Origin of the sequence: Anaerocolumna sp. AGMB13020, from assembly GCF_033100115.1 — a bacterium.
GTDB lineage: Bacteria > Bacillota > Clostridia > Lachnospirales > Lachnospiraceae > Anaerocolumna.
The window spans coordinates 769,080-791,167 of the sequence record NZ_CP136910.1 but is presented as its reverse complement, the minus strand read 5'-3'; the positions used below and the strand labels follow the sequence as shown (position 1 = coordinate 791,167).

The following is a 22,088-nucleotide window of genomic DNA, read 5'->3' as shown; positions in this document are numbered from 1 at the left end:
ACTTTGTACAATGCTTTCTAATTATACGGTAGTATCAAAAATGAAGCAGGAGAAGAAGCAATCGGAATTTTAAGGCACTTCTAGTAACCAGGCATCTGTTTACCTCTCAATATCTGCTGCAGGGACTGGTATAGGGGGAGCCTTAATGTACATTTATTCTCAAATTATTAGAGATTGATTAAAAAATAACATTTTGCTTTATATAACTTGATAAATAGACTATTAATATGTAAAATAGTACAAGTGTTAAATTCTTACTTTTGAACCAGGTATTTACATCGATTTATAGGAATAAACAAAAAGGAGTGTAAACAGTGGAAATAGTGTTAAAAACAGTACAGGCCGAAAGATCCTATGGGAAAGGAGAGCTTGAAACGAAAGCCTTAAAGGCCACGGATTTAGAAATCGAAAAAGGCGTCTTTCACGCAATTATAGGCAAAAGTGGTTCCGGTAAATCCACTCTTTTACATATCCTTGGAGGATTGGACAAACCGACAGGCGGTAAAGTATATCTGGAGGGGCAGAGCATGTTCGAGCTGAAGGAAAAGGAACTGGCGGTCCTTCGAAGAAGGAGAATAGGCTTCGTATTTCAGTCATTTAATCTCCTGTCTGAACATACAGTACTCGAAAATATCCTGATGCCGGTTCACCTGGATAACCGCAAAGAAGACAGGGAGTATCTTAATAAAGTGTTGGAAACACTGGATATAACAGGAAAACTTCCCTACTATCCCGATGAACTTTCAGGTGGTGAACGCCAAAGAGTAGCTATAGCAAGAGCACTTGCTACAAAACCTGCAATTCTGTTAGCTGATGAACCTACAGGGAATCTGGATGAGAATACCGGAAAAGAAGTGATACGCCTGTTAAAACAGTCTGCAAAAGAATTCGGTCAGACGGTGGTGCTTGTAACCCATGACATGGAAATAGCCGCCAATGCAGAACGTGTTATTACAATCAGTAATGGCAGTATTACCTCAATTGAATAGGAGGTATTACAATGAATATAAGAGAAATTGCTAGAAATGGGATGAAAGGAAGAAAGAGGGATTCCCTGCTGTTAAAGCTGGTGGTATCCTTGTCCTTTGCATTCATAACAGCAGGTCTGATATTTCAGGCCAGTATGGAAGCAACAAAAACAGAACAGAGAAAGCAGTTATATGGCAGCTGGCAGGCGGCCTATCTGGATGGTAACGAAGATACTTATCAAAAGCTTAAAAAAGAGAAGGAAGTCAGGGATCTCACCTTTACCAGTGAGATAGGAACCACCACCAAACTTGGTACTATCGGAACAATGAGCAAGGATTTTATCGGGATGGGAGGTTTCTCACTTTATAAAGGAACGCTGCCGGAGGCAGATAATGAAATTGCAGTAGAATTAAACCAGTTAAGCAGTGCTGGACTAGAGCTTGAAGTGGGGCAGAAGCTGCTGCTGGACATTGCGGTGGTAACAATAAATGAGAATATAAACGAAGAAATCAACGACAAATTACAAACAGAGTATTATAATTCTTACTCTGAACCGAATGCCCTTATTCGATATGGCTATCATGATAATCCGAGCAGGAGGATAGGAGATACCAATGTAATTGTTTCAACAGATTATGTATTTTACTTTCGAAGAGGTGAGCCTTCCGATGAAAAGACCATAAAAGAGAAAGGACTTATCACGCATCAGGAGGTTGTGCTCCAGAAAGAATTTACGATTACAGGTATCATTAACACCTATTCGGATAAGTGGGATCTGGGAGGACACAGTGTTCCAAGTGCTTTTGTCACAGAAGCAGCCGGGGACAAATTGTTCGAGGATTTTAGAAATAATAGCTTTATTGATGTTAGTGCCTATAAGATTCCCATGGATCTGTTTTTTAACCTGAAACATCTTACTGCTGAGACTGTCGGTAAAATGTCTGAGAAGTATCCCAGTCCGGTGAAAGAAAGCGACGATGTGTCAGCATTATACAACAGGGTATGGTTAAATATCAAGAAAGTCATTACACCGGAGGACAGGGATAAGATCAAAGAATATTACAGCAATTTACAGATTGAGCCCTCCCAGGAGGATACCGGTCTTACCAAGGATTCGGTCAGTGAAGATTCTACCTCTAATTTCAGAAGAAATAGCTTTACTTATCCGGATACCAGTAACTCAGTAGAACACCTGATTACCTTTGCTGTTCTTGGCATTATCTTTGTTACCACTGTATGTGCGGTATTCCAGATTTTTTTAACCCAGATCAGAAGAAGGAGTCGAAAACTGGTTCTGTTAAAATCAATTGGTGCCACAAGAGGACAGCTGTTTCAAATCCTGTTCTGGGAAGCAGTATATCTATGGAGAACAGGACTACTAATGGGGGTACTGGGCGGTTCCCTGCTGTCAATTCTCATATTGTGCGGAATAAAACTCTTTGGCAATGAGAGGCTTGTGATTGATATTCCTTCTGAGCTCCTGATATTGGGGGTATTAGTGGGGAGTATATCACTATTTGCTGGTGTTTTACTGCCAGCAGTCAGTGCCGTTAATGTACCATTAACGGGAACTCTGGCTAAGAAACAAAAGCACAGCAAGGCCGTCTACCATGGAAAGCAGAAACGAAGAAAACCGGTAAAACAGAATTTCTTTCATATAACCCTCCGATATTTCAAGAACAACAGAGGTAGAGGTTTGCTTGCTTTTGCAATATCTGTGTTTATCATAAGTATTTTATCTGCCTCTCTCTATCTTTCTTATAATTCCTTTTCCAGGTACCGGGATAGTGTCCGGGAAAACGGAAGACCGGATTATACCATGAGAGCGGTATATGGTGAGAATCAGAATAAATTACCGGATATAAAAGCTGAACTTATGCAGATAAAAGGAGTAAAAGCAGTTGAGAACTTCAAGTTTGGCAAGAAATTGTTATTCTGGTATGAGGGGTATAAAGAGGATGTTATATTAAAGGCCTTTGAAGACCAACTCCCCAATGAGCTGAAACAGGAGCATTTTAGTAAATATGTTTCCGGAACAGCTGGTCAGCCGGAGTATATCAGCGACGCTTATTACTCTTATTATTATGGAGTAGATACAGAATCAGAAAGCGGAAAAAACCTGCTGGCGGCTGTAACAGAAGGTTCTGTGGATATAGAGAAGTTTAAGACGGGGGAAGAAGTGATTCTGATGGTTCCTCTGACAATGGAAGGGAAGTTAAAGGATTCGGCGGAGCGGCTTACGGAATATGAGAAGGTCAAAACAGCAGTTGGGTTGGATAAACGAATGTCCTGGCTGCTTAAGAAGAATAAGATTTATTATACTTCCATGGATAAAAGATACAAAGAACTTTACCTATCAGAAAGCCAAATAAAACCCGGTGATACTCTGTACTTGTCCACTGATCGGGAAAAGATAGGGGAGGAAGAAAGAATTATCAGCTTTAATACAGCGGAGGTAAAAGTAGGTGGTATCATTCATTATTTCCCGGAGGGCGGTAGCTGGCCTTTTTCTGATTTAGTCCCTTACTACACTGTAATTGGTTCTATGGATGGAATGGAGGTTATGTATCCAAATTCCCAAATGGGACTATTCCGGGTGAATCTGGAGCAAATGACAGAAATGATAAAGATTCTGTACCCTACAGCTTACGGAAGAACCTTATGGAATATAACCGCAGAAGATAAGGAGAACCCGGAGGTATTGGATGCGGCACTGCTGGCATTTGCTAATAACAAGGGCTTTACCTTGTACAATTACAGGGAGAGCAGTGAAAGAATGCTGGCAGAGGCACTGAATAATACCATGATTATAAGTTTATTGGGATTGATATCATCTGTGATAGCATTTATCGCTTTTTATAATACTTCTGTATCTAAAATGGAACAGGAAAGAAACCGGATTGGTATTTTACAATCCATGGGGGTTACCAAAGGCCAGTTTGCAAGACAATATATCTTCCAGGGTATTATTCAAGGAACTGCCGCCGTAATAGTTACCAGTGCCGCCATGCTGCTGTTATTAGGTACAGTTACTTTGATAACATCGGATATCCCGCTGCGTAATCTGAAAGAACTTGTTAATCAGGTAATTGCAGGCAGGTTATGGTTATATCCCTGGAAGCTTTATGGGGCAGTAAGTGTAATTTTTATTGCGCTGGTAACGATACTTCAGCTGATTCCTGCTATGGCAATTGCAAAGCAGTATCCGGTTGATAATATCAGAAGTCTTGGAAGATAGTATTTGTAACCAATTTAAATGGTATTAACAGGGTATCTGAATGAATATTGATACCTTAGAATCACCAGGGAAAATAGCTGATTTGCATATATTGCAGGACAGTCTTAGAAATATGGAGGTATCATGAAAAATTATATTGCTTATATGTTGGAAGCCTGGGGCTTTTGTATTATGGTGTATATATTTGATAAATTAAAGCTTAATGTTTTTCATACAAAAGGTCTGCTTCTTATGGTTTGTGTATGGGCTGCAGGTCATGTAATTGTAAAACATGTGGTTAAGAAAATAATCAAGGAGTACACTGGCAAGAAACAGAACGAATAGATAGTTTTTATCGTAACATCTAAGTTTAATATCTTAGTCCTGGTGTTTTCAGTTTTGTAAGAGTAAGTCTTGAAATATTAAGTTGGTTAATGAAATAAGGAGGAACATTATGCTGCAATCATTAGTACATGTTGCAATAGTTGTAAAGGATTACGACGAGGCTATTGAATTTTATACAAAGAAACTGCATTTTACTTTAGTTGAGGACACCTACCAGCCGGAACAGGATAAACGCTGGGTGGTGATAGCACCTCCCGGCTCTACTGGCTGTACACTGTTATTAGCCAAAGCCTCCAAACCGGAACAGGAACCGTTTATCGGAAATCAGGCAGGCGGGCGAATTTATTTGTTTCTTGGAACTGATGATTTTTGGCGTGATTATGAGGAAATGAACTCAAAGGGTATTGTGTTTGTCAGAGAACCCAAGGAACAGCCTTATGGCATTGTTGCAGTGTTCAAAGACTTGTATGGAAATCTGTGGGATTTGGTACAATTCAAAGAAGGGCATCCTATGTTCAGCAGAGTTAAATAAAAATAATATAATTATAAATTGTTTAGAGCAGGTGCATTTATTAATCAAACAAAGAAATGAGGCAAAATAATATGAAGTTCAGTATCGACCAACTAAACGAGGAACAGCTTGAGGTTATAGAAAATAACCTTGAGTCCTATGATAAAAACTACATAACCTATAAGCTGGATGGTGATATTCATCTGGGAGCCTTTGCAGATGATGAATTAATAGGTGGAATTGATGCCTGCATGACGGCGTTTCATATCCTCTATGTATCCACTTTGTTCGTAAAGGAAGCCCATAGAGGAAAAGGTATAGGAAAGGCACTGCTTCAGGAAACCGAGAAGCAGGCGAAAGCACTTGGAGCCAATATGATTCGTCTGGATACCTTTGACTGGCAGGGCAGGGATTTTTACCTGGCTTTAGGGTATGAACAGGTGGGAAGTTATACCAACGATATCGACGGATTCTCAGAGTACTTTTTCCTTAAGAGAATTTAAGTTTTATACAAGATATAGACAATCCAATAATATTGATTCTGTCAGTAAATCAATTGGCAATAAGAACAAATAGCATATTCCAATGGATTACAGGAAATACTAGGTTGAAAATAGTATTTTTGTAAGGAGTATCAGAATGGATAATTTGATGTTTTGTTATCAGTGTGAGCAGACCTTTGGCGGGAAAGGATGTACAAAAGGAGGCGTCTGCGGTAAGACACCGGAGATAGCTAATCTGCAGGATCTGCTGATTTATCAGTTAAAAGGAATTTCCTGTTATGCCAGGCCTCTAATTGAAGAAGGCAAAAAGATCGACAAAGCAATAGTAAAATTTGTAGAGAACTCATTGTTTACCACCTTAACCAATGTAAACTTTGATGTGCAGTCACATGTGGAACTCCTTAAGGAATCACAGCAGATAAAGGAAGCAATCAGAGAGCAGGCCCCCCAAGGTCAATATCATGATTCAGCGACCTATAATCTTAGCGCCTCCAAGGAAGATATGCTGAAGGATTCTGTAAAAGCTGGAATTATGTATGACCAGGATCTGGATGAAGATATCCGTTCCTTGCGTTCCACCATCCTATATGGCTTAAAAGGTATCAGTGCATATGGACACCAGGCAAGATTTATCGGGTATCAGAATGACCAGGTTGACCATATCTATTTTTTGGGTCTGGAAGCAACGACGAACAGCAAGCTGACAGTTGAGGATCTTATCCGTATGACAATGCGTATTGGAGAAATGAGTGTACAGGTCATGAATATTTTAGATGAGGCAAACACCTCAAGATTTCAGAATCCTACCCCTCATAAGGTTAATGTAAATGTAAAAAAAGGACCTTTTATCATTGTATCCGGTCATGACCTCCATGATCTTGAAATGCTTCTGGAGCAGACGAAGGGCAAAGGAATCAATATCTATACCCATGGAGAAATGCTGCCTTCCCATGGATATCCGGAACTCAAGAAATATAAACATCTGGTTGGCAATTATGGGTCAGCCTGGCAGAATCAGCAGAAGGAATTTGATGCAATACCAGGTTGTATCTTGATGACCACTAATTGCCTGATGAAACCCAGAGACAGCTATAAAGACAGAATTTATTCTACGAGCGTAGTTGGGTGGGACGGAGTAGAACACATTGATTTGAAAGCAGATGGAACCAAGGATTTCAGTCAGATTATTGAGAAAGCTTTGGAGCTGGGAGGGTTTAAAGAAGATGAAAAGAAACATGAAATACTGGTTGGTTTCGGACATCATGAGACCTTATCCCATGCTCCGGAAATTGTGAAGGCGGTAAAAGATGGGGTAATAAGGCATTTCTTTGTTATCGGCGGATGTGATGGAGCAAGACCTGGAAGGAGCTATTACACGGAATTGGCTCAGATAGTACCAAAAGACTCTGTTATACTCACCTTGGCATGTGGCAAATACCGTTTTAATAAATTGGATTTCGGCACAGTAGCCGGGTTGCCCAGGCTGCTAGATGTTGGGCAGTGCAATGATACCTTTTCGGCTATCAGAATTGCCACGGCATTGGCAGACGCCTTTGAAACAGATGTAAATGCCTTACCTCTAACCATTGTACTTTCCTGGTATGAACAAAAAGCGTTAGCAGATCTGCTGGCCTTATTATCTCTGGGTGTAAAAGGAATATTCTTAGGGCCAAGCTTACCGGCCTTTTTATCACCAAATGTATTCCAGTATTTAGCCGATACATTTAATATAAGACCGATCAGTACTCCGGAGGATGATTTGAAATCTGCTTTAAAGCAGGCTGTATCATAAAAATGAAAGATTTACAGGTGTAAGCAGTCAGGCTTTAGAGGTAATGTATCTCTATAAAATATTCTTGTCACATTACCCCTGGTGAAAATATTAGCTCGGATTTATGCTCTGTCATTATGTATTTCGTTTAAATATTTTTTCAGAAGGCTGTAGCTTAAAAAAATTCAGCGTTATACAACAATATATGGATTCATAGAAAAACCTGGTAACCCATTGAGCTTGCCAGGTTTTTTAGTATACAGCTAATAAACTCAAAAGATACAAAGGGTAGTTGGTGAGAAGAGAAGGATGAATGCTTTGGAAGATGTGTTTAGGGAGGCGAATAATTGGTGAAGTGAATGGCAATATCCCACCAGTTATTGTATAATAAAGATAAGCTTTCAATTCAACCAATTGATTTTGTGTGGAGGTGTATGGAGGAACGTAAAATGGGACAGAAGAAATGTAGAATGCATTGAATACCATTATGTAATCGGACAACTTTTAGATGAATAATTATTTTCGTAAAAGAGCATTTCTCTTTAGTAACCAGTTGACTACTATATGGTGCTTGTGAATAAGAAGATATCCCACACGCAGATTTGGGCCTGCTATCCATAGTATGCAGGCTGGAAGAAAGGCATGGTTATCAAATGACATTATATCTAATCAGACATGGTCAGACAGATTGGAATGTTGCCGGAAGAATACAGGGCAGTCATGACAGTGAATTGAATGAAAATGGAAGAAAACAGGCCAAAAAATTAGGAGAAACGATTCTTGAGTCTCAAATTCAACTATCGACTATTTATACAAGCCCACAGAAAAGAGCATATAAAACAGCGGAATTGATAGGCAGTGTTACAGATAAACCTGTAATACCCATAAAGGGACTGGAGGAAATAAGTCATGGGTTATGGGAAGGGTTGACCTGGGAAGAAGTAAAGCTTAAATATCCGCAGGAATATGGTCAATGGTTTGAAAACCGCAGATATGCCAAAGCACCGGGAGGAGAATCCTATGATGAGATGCTGAAGAGAGTTCTTTCTGCTCTGCATAGCATTACCACCACCCATAAGGAAAGTGCGGCGGTGGTAACACATGGCGGTGTAATTATGTGTTTACAATGTTATCTTACAGATACACCTTTTGATGAAATGAGGAAATTTAAAGCTAAGAATACCTGTATTCTTGAAATTGACAGCCGCCAGCTATTCACTAACCAGCATATAAGGTGATATCTTTCTTATACGTAAAGCAATAACCAAAGAGATAACATAGGAGAAGATAATGATACCAACACCCAGCAAACTGGTGAAGAGATAGGAGGGGGGCATAGAGGCTGTCATAATGCCCATGCTTTGCACCAAAGCTACAAACAGTGAGTTAAAGCCCACAATGCCCAGGGTACAGCCTGTAACAACACCGGAAATAATAGCAGGCGTGAAACTTATTGCAATCTGGTTCATTAACTGAAGGGATGTAAAGCCGACAGCTTTTTGGATACCAAATTCCTGCTTCCTGCGAAGTATGGAGGTCTTTAATACCAGGTACAATACCAGCACTACAACCAGGAAGGTTATGATGGTTATGACCACCGAAATAGATGCTAACACAGAGCCATAGACGCCCAGCTGTACTTCAATGAGCTTTGGCATATCAAGAATATTGGAAAAGAGTGCGCCGTCTTTTGCTTTGAATTCATCAATAAGCCTAGCAGTATCTCCGGTATTTTTAAGATAGACATAGATACGGTCGGGAACAAAGGCAGGATACAGCTGTTCCATACCTTCTGTAGTCATTGCCAGCCCATAACCATTATCATTCAGACTCTGAATCAAACCTGTAACCAGATATTCCCGCTTCTTCCCGTTATAGGTCACAGTAACCTTATCGCCAATGGTTTTACCGGACTGTCGGGAGGAGGCTCCGCTTAAAGCAATCTCATTATCATGTCTCGGGTAACGTCCCTTGTATAACAGCTTACCTTCCGTCAGAGAGAAATCCTCACTAATGTAATTTTGTGCATTGTATCCATCAATTAGAACGGAGCGTGAGGAATAGAAGATAGCCTTTCTTACTTTGTCGGAGTCTTTTAAATCTGAAAGAACCTTTGCAGAGTCTTCCGGGGTCTTCATAACAAACGTTGCATCCGGCACTTCACCGGCAATCAGACCTGCAAAAGCTCCCGGGTGAAGCCCTACATTGAAATAGATGGAAAGGACAGAAGCTGCCGCAAAAGTTATACCTGCAATAACAGCAGCTACCATTATCATTTGCTTAAGATTATGATAAATATTCTTCATTGCAAGCAGAAGGGTTACCTTGCCGGGGGACCGGTCAAGAGGCAGTGGATTGCGTTTAAAGTTATGGGTGGAAATACCGCCTCTTAGTGCTGTCAAAGGATGCATCTTTCTTATTCTTAGGGAGGTAAAGGCCGTATCAAAAAGTACTGCGCATACAATGATTAACACGGTAATTCCACTGGAGCTCAGATCAAATCCCTGGTTCCAGACAAAAGCGGTCTGCGGTTCCAGGAGATTTGAAATTGCAGGCAGGACAGAATAAGAGGTACTGACACCAAGAAGAACACCGACTGCGGATATTCCCCCGAATTGCAAAATCATGGAAAGTATTATCTGCCTGCTTAAATAACCCATAGCTTTTAGTACACCAATATTAACAATACTTTCTTCAATACTGCTGTGTATGCGAAAGCGTATTACAATAAGACTGACAGAAAGGATAACAGCAGCAAGTGCCACCAGGATCATGGAGGTTATATTCGAGAGAAAAGTTCTGCTGTTCTTTACTGCTTCATAGGAAATGTTGTTATTGAAGATGTTATTATTTCCGCTTTTTTCATAATAGAATCGATTGGTATAATCCTTTATGAGCGTGCCGGATGATTTCGGATCCTTCAGACGAACACTATGCAGAACAGATACTGACGAAGGTAACAGCTGCTTTAATTTATCATAACCTTCGTCGGACAGATAAAAGCGGTACCACTGAATCGTACTTGAACCGAAATAGGCTTCTTCCGTAAAACCTGCAACCTTGTAATGATACTCATGACCCTGTACCGTAACATAAAAATCATCTCCAAGTTCCATTAGTCCACCGGTTTTCATAATGTATGGGAGATAGATAGAGGACTCGTTAAGGGGTAAGGATTCGCCTATTAATTTGAGCGGGTTCATTAGCTGCTGCTCACTGACCTTTACCATCATAAACAGACCGGGTATAACATCACCATTAAATTTGATATCTGCATTTGCTGCCAGCAGCTCATGGCTTTCGGTAGCAGTAACGTCTGGATACTTCTTCAGGTAATCCAATTCTTCCTCTATATAAGGGTTTGGGACTTCTAAAAAAGCAGCATGAGGAGCATAGAGCTCTTCACTTTTTTCATCAAATAATTTGCTGAAGTTAAACAACAGCAGAAGCCCTGCATTGAGAAGAAAACCTGCCAGAAATACAACCAAAAGAAGGCTTACTGCCTGACTCTTGTTCTTTCTGATATGAGAAAAAGCGAGCATTAAGACCTTTTTCATCCTACCACCCCATTTTCTTTAAGAAGGAGAGTAAGGCTGCATTCCGGTTCTCATCTTCTCCCTTGTAGGTTCCAAGCTTGCATTCACCGCAGACAGAACCGTCTTTCAGATAAAGGATACGACTTCCGCGTAAAGCTGATTTTAAGTCGTGGGTAACCATTATAATACTTTGACCTTTTTCATTTACTTCTGTTAATACATTAAGAACGGCATTACCAGAAGAAGAATTTAAAGCACCGGTGGGTTCATCGGCAAAAAGTATCCCCGGGGTATTGATCAGAGCCCTTACGATACCACCTCTTTGTGCTTCTCCGCCTGACAGCTGGGAAGGAAATTTATGCCACACATTTTCCTTCAGACCCACTGCCAACAGCAGTTTCCCGGCTCTTTCTGCAATCTCCTTTTTATTGTCTGACAGCAGCAGGCCACAGGCAATGATATTATCCATTACACTCATATTATCCAGCAGATAGATTTGCTGAAAGACAAAACCACAGTTCTTACGCCTGAAGATTGCCAGTTTGTCATTGTTTAGCCCGGTTATTTCCTGGTTACCAAAATATATCTCTCCAAGTGTGGGTTTATCCATGCCGGAAAGAGCATATAGAAGAGTGGATTTACCGGCACCTGAGGAACCCATTATAACCGTAAAATCTCCGTCATATATTTCTAAATCCAGATTTTTAAGTATATGTTGCTGCATTCCTCCGTTGGAAAAGGTCTTACTAAGTTTGCTGGTTTTCAAAACAGCCCGTTGCATATTTTATCCTCCTGTTAATTTCTGTTCTTATAATAGCACATGGACTTTTAACCAGTCTTTATCCAATCCTTAACCAGTTCTTAAATTTCTGGCACGAGTATTTTCTTAATAACAGTGTCTTTTTTGTATATGACTAAATTTTACTTAACCCAGCCAGGAAGGCTGTGAATCTTATTTCACGGGTGGAAATTCTGCGTATAAAAATATGCATAGGTATCCCTTGCTTATCTTAAAAGCGGCATGGAGCCTGTGAGTTTGTTTACTTTTTTCTTGTTTCCATAGATTGCAATACCAAAGTAATTATGGTTTTCTTCTTCGGTAACAGCTGCTTTTGAAACATATTCACTGTAAATATTGCAGCTTTGCGCAACATCGGAAAAATCTATTACTAAAAGATCGTTAAATTCTGAGTCATATAACCGCTTCCTTAAAGTTTTCAATAGCATATTATCACCACGAAGCATGCTGACAGGTATTGTGGTGATACCTAAATGTACCTGGTCTGATCCGTCAACAACATCTTCCCCTACCAGTTCCGGAAACTGTTTCCCAAGTGTAATCCCAAGAATGGAGGCTGTATTAGCTATAATTCCGGTGGGAAGTTCAGAATCTATAACCATAACACATTTCATATTAGTATCAAGCATTTCAAATCTCCTTAAATATATTCATATATTGCTTGGGAGTCAGGCCTATAAACTTCTTGAAGAAGTTAGAGAAATGACTTTGGTCGGTAAAGCCAGTCTGCAGAGCAACCTCAATCGGCAGTATACCCTGTTCTAGTAGTTTCCTGGCTTTACCGATACGTATGGTTTCCAGATAACTATAAGGAGAAATCCCTTTCTGCCTGGTGAAGGAACGCAGCAGGTAGTATTTACTGAATCCTGTTAATGAACAGAGGTCATCTAAATTGATACTGTCTGCAAAATGCTTTTCCAAATAGTCACAGACTGCCTTTATTTCTGCACTTGGTTCTGCCGCAGGCTTTGATACACCCTGTTCTGTATATTCTTCCAATAACTGCTCGAGCAGAAAGAGAAAAAGCTCCTCTTTTCTAAAATCCATTTCCTCCTGCATTATCATCTGGTGCAGATCCGTTAATAATGGAACCAGTTCACTATGAAAAATTACATGAGTAGTAAAATAAGGAATAATCTCGTTGCCGGTTATTTCATAGACAGCTTTTTTCATAACCTCCGGCTGGATATTAAGGCATCGATAATCGAGTGTCTTTCCATCGATTTGCTCACAGGTATGGTTGTCAAGAGGATTAAATATTACCAAATCCCCGGGTTCGACGGTATACTCCCTGTTTTTGCAGGAGAGATAACGTTTACCTTTTTCTATAAAACCAATTACAAAGTATTCATGAAAATGGTTCGGGAATTTCTGCATGATTCCTTGAAAATGATAGGCCTCTACTTTTAGCCTGGAATCGTATTTTACAGTTCTTGTTTCCTGCTTCATTACTTGCGTCTCCTTTCCTGAATCTGAAAGTTAGTTTATCACAAGCCGTAAGGGCATTCTTGTATGATATTGCTCTGAACGTCACATTGCTACATTGCTGCTTTACGGATTACACGAGTTTTAATAGAAGCCTTGCCGTAAAGCCTTCTTTGCTGTTGAAAAATTCAAGGGAACCACCCATCTTGTCCATAAAATACGCAGAAATATAAAGACCAATTCCTGTACCTTGTTCCGTCCTGCTATTCGTGCCACGGAAATATTTCTGGGTCAGGAGGGGTATTTCCTCCAAAAGAACACCCGGTCCGTAATCGGTTATATCAACTGATAAAGCGGCATCCAGATGAAAGGTCACGTGTAACCTGGTTCCGGCATATTTATAGGAATTACTGATGATATTATCAAGAACCTGTGATAACCTGAGAGGATCTGCCAGAATCAGGCACGCAGGTATCGGGTCAATATCTGCCGTTTTCTGATAATCTGCATGATGGAGCATATCTGAAATCTGATGACTGGATATGGTGGAATTGGTAACCTTTAGTTCGTTTAGTTCTTCTAAGGTAGCATGAAACATATTGCTGATCAGCAGATTTATCTGATCGGCTTTTGCATTGATTGTCTCCAGCTGTTTTTTCATTTTATTATCTGTGGCGGTAACAGACATAAGTTCTGCAATTGCTTTTATTGATGCCACGGGTGTCTTAATATCATGGCTTAAGGAGGCCACAAGCTCTTTTTTGCTGGTGTTCGCCCTGTATTCATTTTCTTTGGCGGTGGCAAGTTCTGTTCTCATCAGATCGAAGCTTTCGGTAAAAGCTCCGAAGGCATTCTCTTTATCCATAGAAAGGGGAATATCAAGATTACCGGCGGCAATATTTTTTGCAAATCTGTTCAGGATTTCAAAGGGTCTTAAAATTTTCTTTTGAATGATAAGAAGAAAGACTGACAAAGCCGATATGAACAGAAAGCACATAAGCAGAAAGTCCGTAAGCAGGCGGTTCCTGAAATTTTGCCAGTGTTTATTGGAATCATTGTAGATGACGAGTTTTCCGAGGTAACTGTCATCAGTGCCATAGATAGAAAGTATGGTATCTCTGTGCCTGACAGCCGAATTCTCATCTGCTGTAATACCTGGTTTGGTAGCTCTAAGAAGTTTGCCTTCGGTATCAAGAACGGTATAATCAATCCCATAAGAAATGCCGGGCAGGGGATAATCCGGTGCTTTCAGAGATTTCCAGTTTTCTTTTAAATTATAAACAATATCATTAACAGCTACTGTATCCAGCTGATTATCCGGTGCTTGTACAGCTATAATTACAGCACCTGAGATGCCCAGTAATAATATCACAGCCAGGATAAGGCTGAAGCTTTTTATCTTCATTTAATCCTCTTTTCCATTGAATAAAGTTGATTATGGTTATCCTTTAAGCCTCAAAGATGTAACCGGTTCCCCAGATGGTACGGATATATTTGGGATTATTTGGGTCATCTTCAATCTTTTCCCGTAATCTTCGAATATGAACATTAAGGGTGCCGTCACCGGTGATGGAATCACCCCAGACTTTGTCAAAGAGCTCCTCCTTTGAAATAATCCTGCTGCTGTTTCGGACAAGATAGGAGAGAAGTTTGTATTCCATGGCTTTAAGACCTAAGTCATTTCCGTCACAGAAAACTCGTTCCAGATGGAAGTTAATCGTGTACCTTCCAAAGCTTATTTCCTCTGATTCTTTGTTCTGATAACGTTTTAATACTGCTTTAACCTTCGCCAGTAGCACATTTAGGGAATAAGGTTTGCTGATGTAGTCGTCCCCGCCAATGCCAAGAGCCAGCAGAATATCATCATCACTGTTTCTGGCACTGATAAAAAGAATAGGAACATCTAAATTCTCTCTTATTTTCTTGCAAAGAGAGAAACCGGAATCTGTTCCGAGATTTATATCAAGAAGAATTAGATCCGTCTTGTTTTCTTTAAAAAACGCCAGACAGGCAGCTGCATCTGCCACCCAGGTAGTCTTTATATCAAACATGTTGAAATATTCACTGGTACTTTCAGATAAGGGAATTTCATCGTCGACTATGAGACAGTCGTATTTCATATGGGACCTCCGCAAGTTTAATGGATTTAGACTTTATTCTAACACAAAAAGAATAAGAAAGCATAGCTAATTATCGATGCTATGATAATACCTTATGAGATCTCGATTATATGGATTAAAGATTTCGCTACATCGAAAACCAGCAATAATCATCTGGTTAATCACTGGTATGAAATAAGGCAATTTAAAATTGTTCTTGAAATATCTTTATTTATACCTATAATAGTACATAAATATACAATTTTTAAGATGAAAAGGTGGAGGTAATACATGCACTATATACCGGAGGGTTATACAAGTAAGACAACCTTAAGAGAAACGGAAACAGCAATCAAGCTGATAAAAGATTATTTTGAAAAAAACCTGGCGGAAAAACTTAATCTGACCAGAGTTTCAGCACCATTGTTCGTGCTGCCGGAGACAGGACTAAATGACAATCTAAATGGTGTAGAACAGCCGGTTTCTTTCGCTGGAATCGGAACCCAGAACAGAAAATGTGAGGTGGTTCAGTCCCTTGCCAAATGGAAGAGGATGGCCTTAAAGAGATATCAGTTTGACGTAGGTGAAGGCCTTTATACTGATATGAATGCAATCAGATGTGACGAGACTCTTGACAATATTCATTCCATCTATGTGGATCAGTGGGATTGGGAAAAGGTGATACAAAGAGAAGACAGAAACCTTCAGACTCTAAAAAGTGCTGTCAATAAAATTTATGAGGTGTTTTTAGAGACAGAAGAATTCGTAAGAAGCAGATTTACAAAGTTTGAAGCAAAACTACCAAAGGAAATAACTTTTATAACCAGTCAGGAGCTTGCAGACCTATATCCTGAGTTATCAGGCAAAGAGAGAGAGGCAGCCCTTGTAAGGGAAAAGGGAGCCATATTTATTATGGAAATAGGCGGTAAGTTAAAAAGCGGAGAAAAGCATGACGGAAGATCACCGGATTATGATGATTGGAATTTAAATGGTGACCTTATTCTGTATCACCAATTGCTGGATATTGCTTTTGAAGTATCCTCCATGGGCATCAGGGTGGATGCCGGAGCCATGGATAAACAGCTGACCGAAGCAGCGGCGGAGGAGAGAAGAAAATTGCCCTATCATCAGGATGTTCTTAACGACCGTCTGCCCTTTACAATAGGAGGCGGAATCGGACAGTCCAGAATCTGTATGTATTTTATGGATAAGGTACATATTGGTGAGGTTCAGGCATCGGTATGGGAAGATGAGATGTTAGAGTATATGGCTGATAAAGGTGTGGTAATTTTATAATAAACTGTCAATATTTGTTTTAGAAGCGCTGATATTGAAAGTAAAATGATAGTTATAAGGGAAGCTATTTTACTGACTGCCCTGATTGATATTCTTATCTGGCTTTGTCTTCAGAGAAAATCATAATTATCTGGTTCCCTGCATTTCAAATTGCAATTACTCTAAAAATATAAGACCAGGGCTGTAAATTAACTTACAAAGCCCTGGTCTTCCTTCTGCTATTTATCCTTTATTTCTGAAAACTGAAACCATTTAAAATCAAAGTTAGAACCCGGAAGGAATACAAAGGTCACTTTTTTCTTGCCGGTTACCGGTTTTATTTTATATTCCCTCTCACAGTAATCCTCGGAGTAGGAGAATTCAACAAGCTCCGTATAGTCGCCCTCATCATCAGTAAAATGAATGTGGATGGTGTTCATATCCAGAGGAGAGTGGCCGCAGATCATAAGGCTGCTGCTGCCTGTTTCACCGAAATCCATAGCCAGGAACTCGATGGATACGTTATTTCCAATACTTTCAATGGCCTCATTTCCAAGGATAAAGGAATCGCCATAGATAGAATCATGGTTTACTAACTCCAATCTGTCAAATGCTTTTCTGGCTTCTGTAAAGGTAAAACCCTTTAGATGAAGCGGATGCTTAAAGGAAAAGCTGATTGTCTGTATTCCACTTAAAAGTTCCGGTAAGATATAGGTCTTTTCCTGGAATAAGCCCCATATCTGCGGAAGGTCATAGATAACGGTGGTTATGAGTCTTGCACTTCTTTCACCTGGAATCCCTGACCAGATACTGATATCAAAGACACCTTGGTCGGTAGCGAATATGGGGAGAGTCAGCTCTCTGGAACCATATGTACCAAAATCCAGTCTTTCAAAAGTAATGATACTGGTCTCTTCTCTGGTGGTTGCTACACCACGTTCATTTCCATTTGTCAGGTTACTGCTGCCGGAGGAATAATTGCTGCCTGCTACAAAGCTGTAAGGATTGATATTTGCAATACCCACTCCGTCTATGTTAAATTCCAGCTGAGAATACAGATTAACTTTGGTGCCGCCGTTCATTGCCTGGCATCTGATATATCCAAAGCCATCCCCCAGTGCAGTTAGCAGTACTGACTCAGGATGTGAGTCATCCGGAATCACAAAGGAAGCGATGCTGGTATCAGAACCTGTTACAGTAGTTAAACGCCAGGAGATATCCTTGTAAGTAGCATTTTCAGGATGTATTTTAAGCTGTAGGGGAATCGCAGTACACTCTGCGTTTAATTGGGTACCCTTTGGCGCAAGGATTTCTAATTTTCGTATGGGAATCTCTTTTAACGTATCTTCTTCCTGGTTCTTTATAAAGGGAAGTGGTTCACTTACTCCTTCTAATAGTTTCTTATCTGAAACGGGCAGAGAAGTAAAGCTTATGGTTTCAGCAGGAAGACCTTCTGATGTTATTGTTACGTTGATAGCCCCTTCTTGAAAGGTACTCTGTATCACAGCCAGAAGTTTGCCGCCAAAGAGTCTTCTGCTTGTACCCTTATACTGGTCATAATCGGTGCTGTCACCATTGTCAAGACCTGCAAGAACACCAGCACCTTCTACACTTACCTGAACACGGTTTCTGGCATTATATACGAAATTTCCGTCTTTATCCACCGCTGAGATTTCTAAGAAAATCAAATCGGCAGCATCCGCGGTAATCTCGCTTTTGTCCCAGTCTAACTGAAGGGAAGCCGCATCGGTAAAGGAGGTTTTCACATCCTCTGCTATAATGTTACCTTGTTCATCGTATGCAACTGCTCTTAACACGCCTTTTGTATAGGGAATCTTAAAATGCCCCAGGAGCTCTTTGCCCTTTTGGTGGTCAATGTGGTATATGCCCTGTGAAACATCGTTTAAGAACAGCTCAACAGAAGGTGCATTGGAGCATACCCTGACATCAATTAACTGTCCTTCGGAAAAATCCCAATAAGGGAAGATATGCACCATGGGGGTTGTTCTGTATTCTGTCCATTCTGCCTGATAGATATAGAAGGTATCTTTTTTAAAGCCGGCAGTATCAATCTGTCCGAAATAGGAATTCTTTGTAGAGTAAGGTGTAGGCTCTCCAATGTAATCAAAACCGGTCCAGATAAACTGTCCCATGGAGAATTCTGCATCTCTGTCAGCGGTTATTGCATATTCTGTATTTTTCGCACCCCAGCTGGTAGTACTGTTACCAAGACAGGAGCACTGTTCGTCATCATCATTTAAGATGGGCTGGGAAAGAGGGAAGTGGTATATACTTCTGCTCTGTACCGTTGAGGAGGTTTCACTGCCGTAAATAAACCAGTCCGGGTGTTCCTTGTGATGCTCTTCATAATATTTTTCAGCATAGTTATAACCCGCATATTTTAGGATGTCCGCGCATTTTCTTGCATTTTCCCAAGGCATGTAATTGGAACCGATGGTAGCAGGAGCATTCCCCCTGTAATCGTGTTTCTCTACCTGTTTTTTTAGGTAGCTGGTCACTTCCTGCCCCCTGGCATCGGCATGGGTATCAGGGATTTCGTTGCCGATGCTCCACATAAGAAGGCTTGGATGGTTTCTATCCCTGCGTACCCAGCTGGCAACATCTCTCTGTGACCATTCCGGGAAGAATCTGGCATAGTCATAAGTAGTCTTTGAACGCTCCCACATATCGAAGCCTTCGGATACAATTAATATACCCATTTCATCTGCCAGCTCCATCAGCTCCACCGCCGGCATATTGTGGGAGGTTCGGATACCGTTAACGCCCATTTCTTTTAAAAGCAGGATTTTTCTGCGCAAGGCAGCTTTGTTGACAGCGGCACCCAGGCAGCCAAGGTCATGATGTTCACATACACCGTTTATTTTTATGTGTTCTCCGTTTAAGAAGAAGCCTTTTTCCGTATCAAATTTCTTTGTTGAGAAACCGAAGTTCAGGGTTTCTGTGTCAATCACGATATTTTCTGAGAGAAGCTCAGTCCTTAAGGAATAGAGATTTGGAGAATTAAGGTCCCAAAGCGCAGGCTCATTTACATTCAGAGATGTGGTGCTTTTGCAGCAGGAACGATCTGCTGTCTCAGTAAGGTCAATCTGCTTTTCAGAAGTAATATTACCCTTAACATCTATAATGCTGTGACGAAGTGTAAATTTATCTGGTTTGTTATCAGGGGATATGTAAACTTCGGTATCTATCGTTACCTCCCAGTTCCTGCCCAGCTCTTTGGTGGAAACATAGATACCATCTGTTATAAGATGACTGTCAGTTGAAGCCTTGAGCCATACATTTCTGTAAATACCAGCGCCGGAGTACCAGCGGGAGTTGGGAGCCTCGTGGCATACCTGAACAAGGATTTCATTTTCACCGGCTTTTAAAAATGATGTAATATCGTATTCAAAAGAGGAGTACCCATATTTCCAATTCCCTGCAAAGGTGCCGTTTACATAGACGGAAGAGTCCATATATACACCTTCGAAAGAAAGAGAGAATTTCGTACCGGGCTTGTACAGGTAATGGGATGGCAGGGTTCCTTCTGTTGTTTTGCGATTTATCAGTTCCTTTATTTCCGAACTCTCTTCCAGAAACAAACTTTTCTTATACCAGCCGTCACCGGTTTCATAGAGATCATTGGTATTGTAAATCAACCAGTCATGAGGCAGACTGACAGGTGAAAAATTCGCCTCGCTTTTAGGGAGTTCCTCTATGGAGGAATGTACCGGCATTTTAATAAATTGCCAGTTATCGTTAAATAGTGCTTTTTGGCTCATTGATGATATCCTTTCTGCTGTTATTTCATAATATTCTTAAGCTCTTGTAAGACTTTATGAAAGTTAAAACACTGAACTATAAGTATCATAACTGATTTCAAGTGGATATTCCAGTGAATGCTTAAGGGTATATACGAAAATCCATGAAAGGGATAGTATTTTACATGTTAATCTATGTAAGGGGCATTTTTAGGCATGGTTTTAAAGGCTTTTTTAAAAGCCCTTGAAAAGGTGGAGTAATTCTTAAAACCACTCATATAGCAGGCCTGAGTTGAGGTGTAACCGGCTTGAACATAATGTCTGGCCAGCAGCAGCCGTTTCTCTGTGATGTAATTGCCTACGGTATATCCCGTATGCTCTTTAAAAAAGTGCATGAGATAGTATCTGCTTAGAAAGAAGGTATTTGCCAGTGTATCGATGGTTATGTCTTCGGTAAGATTGGTATTGATATAGTCAAGGATTGCGAGGAGTTTATCATTTGCCATATCACTGTCCAGGTAGTTTACATGATTGGAGATAACCGTGCGATTTAACTGTATCATAAACTCCAGAAACAAAATCTTTTGATACAGCTCTCTTGCAAAGTCATTGTCTTTAAAGGATAATTCAAGTTCTTTGCAGACATGATAGAGCTTGCTTTTATCCAGGGAGGGAATCCGAAGTACATTGGAATGCTCCTTTTTTGCTTTGTCAAAGCAGTGCATCAGGTTATATTCCTCGCTGCTGTAGGAGGTTAAAAATTTCGTGGATACATATACGATAATTCTGTCATAAACGGAATTATCAAGACAGACGGGGCGGTGTACCTCACCAGCGTTTACCAGAAGAATATCATAGGGATTTAAATGGTAATTCCTGCCTTCGATGGAATAATTAAGGTTTCCGGAGAGGAAGATCATTATTTTGTTAAAGTCATGGTAATGAAAATCAAATTCTTTTTTCTCGTTGTCCATCAGGTGGAAGATCCGAAAATCATCGTTTAGGTATCCTAGCTTTTCGAAGGTGCCCATGTTTGTACTCCTTTATTGGGTGAGATATGCAGTAGCGAAGGGTGGGGGGACGGACGGCAGTCTGTGCAAAACAGATAGGATGAATGCTTCATTCCAATGTATAAGAAGTCCTAATTCCCGGAATCGGTTGCGCTTGGCATATAATCAAACAGATAACTCGCTGCGCTCAAACAATCTGCTTGATTATATAGCGCAAACGATTCCGGGAAAAGGACTTCTAATACATTTCCATAGGCGCATTCATCCTTTCTGTTTTGCACAGATTGCCTGAAATCGGTAGTGTCACCTTGCTTTTTTATGATATCTATTGCTTTTTTTATGATATCTATTGCTTTTTTTATGATATCTATTGCTTTTCTATGATATCTATTGCTTTTTATGATGTCTATTACTTTTTATTATGTCTATTGCTTTTTATTATGTCTATTGCTTTTTATGATGTCTATTGCTTTTTATGATGTCTATTGCTTTTTTATGATATCTATTGCTTTTTATGATGTCTATTGCTTTTTATTATGTATATTGCTTTTTATTATGTATATTGCTTTTTATGATATCTATTGCTTTTTTATAATATCTATTGTTATTTTATGTATATTTTTTGCTTATAGGACTTAATCTCTGATTTTGCAATGAGCCTTAGTGTGGTACGATTTTATTGTAGATGGTGTTAGCTTGGTTACAAAGTATAAACTTCAGCATAAAGGTAGAGATTAGGCAGCGTAACAGGATATAGCGTGTATACATAGGTATGGTTAAGCAGGATATATCATTATTGATAGGTTAAAGGACACCAGAAATCAAGGGCATAATCCCAGTGTATGATTTTTTATAGTATACAGCACT

At 40.0% G+C, this 22,088-nt stretch carries 16 protein-coding genes; 8 read left to right on the top strand and 8 right to left on the bottom strand.

Features of this window, described 5'->3' with window-relative positions; genetic code table 11:
- Window positions 1-314: 314 nt before the first annotated feature.
- The 7 genes from R2R35_RS03350 (at window position 315) to R2R35_RS03320 (ending at window position 8,554) form a co-directional block, all read left to right on the top strand.
- Window positions 315-989, top strand: coding sequence for an ABC transporter ATP-binding protein (locus tag R2R35_RS03350; protein ID WP_317733079.1), 675 nt, complete (start codon window positions 315-317; stop codon window positions 987-989).
- Between the two features lie 11 nt (window positions 990-1,000).
- Complete coding sequence (locus R2R35_RS03345) at window positions 1,001-4,207, top strand: ABC transporter permease (RefSeq protein ID WP_317733078.1); 3,207 nt, start codon at window positions 1,001-1,003, stop codon at window positions 4,205-4,207.
- Window positions 4,208-4,330: 123 nt separating this feature from the next.
- Entirely contained in the window at window positions 4,331-4,531 is a 201-nt protein-coding gene (locus R2R35_RS03340) for a hypothetical protein (protein WP_317733077.1), read from the top strand.
- A 109-nt stretch (window positions 4,532-4,640) separates the two neighbouring features.
- Window positions 4,641-5,063 carry a VOC family protein gene (locus R2R35_RS03335; protein WP_317733076.1) on the top strand — a complete coding sequence of 141 codons (423 nt, stop codon included), beginning with the start codon at window positions 4,641-4,643 and terminating at the stop codon, window positions 5,061-5,063.
- A 71-nt stretch (window positions 5,064-5,134) separates the two neighbouring features.
- Window positions 5,135-5,545, top strand: a complete 411-nt coding sequence (locus R2R35_RS03330; protein WP_317733075.1) for a GNAT family N-acetyltransferase — start codon at window positions 5,135-5,137, stop codon at window positions 5,543-5,545.
- A gap of 136 nt (window positions 5,546-5,681) precedes the next feature.
- Window positions 5,682-7,337, top strand: a complete 1,656-nt coding sequence (hcp, locus tag R2R35_RS03325; protein ID WP_317733074.1) for a hydroxylamine reductase — start codon at window positions 5,682-5,684, stop codon at window positions 7,335-7,337.
- A gap of 632 nt (window positions 7,338-7,969) precedes the next feature.
- Window positions 7,970-8,554 (top strand): histidine phosphatase family protein, encoded by a 585-nt coding sequence (locus R2R35_RS03320; RefSeq protein ID WP_317733073.1) that lies wholly within the window; start codon window positions 7,970-7,972, stop codon window positions 8,552-8,554.
- Here R2R35_RS03320 and R2R35_RS03315 read toward each other — a convergent pair.
- The 6 genes from R2R35_RS03315 to R2R35_RS03290 form a co-directional block, all read right to left on the bottom strand.
- Complete coding sequence (locus tag R2R35_RS03315) at window positions 8,528-10,873, bottom strand: ABC transporter permease (RefSeq protein ID WP_317733072.1); 2,346 nt, start codon at window positions 10,871-10,873, stop codon at window positions 8,528-8,530. The genes R2R35_RS03320 and R2R35_RS03315 overlap by 27 nt on opposite strands.
- Window position 10,874: 1 nt before the next feature.
- On the bottom strand, window positions 10,875-11,633 hold the full coding sequence (locus R2R35_RS03310; protein WP_317733071.1) for an ABC transporter ATP-binding protein: 759 nt from the start codon (window positions 11,631-11,633) through the stop codon (window positions 10,875-10,877).
- 224 nt (window positions 11,634-11,857) lie between these two features.
- Complete coding sequence (locus tag R2R35_RS03305; protein WP_317733070.1) at window positions 11,858-12,280, bottom strand: DUF2000 domain-containing protein; 423 nt, start codon at window positions 12,278-12,280, stop codon at window positions 11,858-11,860.
- Between the two features lies 1 nt (window position 12,281).
- Window positions 12,282-13,100, bottom strand: a complete 819-nt coding sequence (locus tag R2R35_RS03300; protein WP_317733069.1) for an AraC family transcriptional regulator — start codon at window positions 13,098-13,100, stop codon at window positions 12,282-12,284.
- 109 nt (window positions 13,101-13,209) lie between these two features.
- A complete protein-coding gene (locus R2R35_RS03295; RefSeq protein ID WP_317733068.1) occupies window positions 13,210-14,481 on the bottom strand; it encodes a HAMP domain-containing sensor histidine kinase in 1,272 nt (423 codons plus the stop codon).
- A gap of 43 nt (window positions 14,482-14,524) precedes the next feature.
- Window positions 14,525-15,196, bottom strand: a complete 672-nt coding sequence (locus tag R2R35_RS03290; RefSeq protein ID WP_317733067.1) for a response regulator transcription factor — start codon at window positions 15,194-15,196, stop codon at window positions 14,525-14,527.
- 270 nt (window positions 15,197-15,466) lie between these two features.
- Between R2R35_RS03290 and asnA the strand changes: the two genes are divergently transcribed.
- Entirely contained in the window at window positions 15,467-16,471 is a 1,005-nt protein-coding gene (gene asnA, locus R2R35_RS03285) for an aspartate--ammonia ligase (RefSeq protein WP_317733066.1), read from the top strand.
- A 218-nt stretch (window positions 16,472-16,689) separates the two neighbouring features.
- On the opposite strand, the gene R2R35_RS03280 is transcribed toward asnA, so the two are convergent.
- Window positions 16,690-20,232 carry a glycoside hydrolase family 2 TIM barrel-domain containing protein gene (locus tag R2R35_RS03280; RefSeq protein WP_317733065.1) on the bottom strand — a complete coding sequence of 1,181 codons (3,543 nt, stop codon included), beginning with the start codon at window positions 20,230-20,232 and terminating at the stop codon, window positions 16,690-16,692.
- A 167-nt stretch (window positions 20,233-20,399) separates the two neighbouring features.
- A complete protein-coding gene (locus tag R2R35_RS03275) occupies window positions 20,400-21,242 on the bottom strand; it encodes an AraC family transcriptional regulator (protein ID WP_317733064.1) in 843 nt (280 codons plus the stop codon).
- Between the last annotated feature and the right edge of the window lie 846 nt (window positions 21,243-22,088).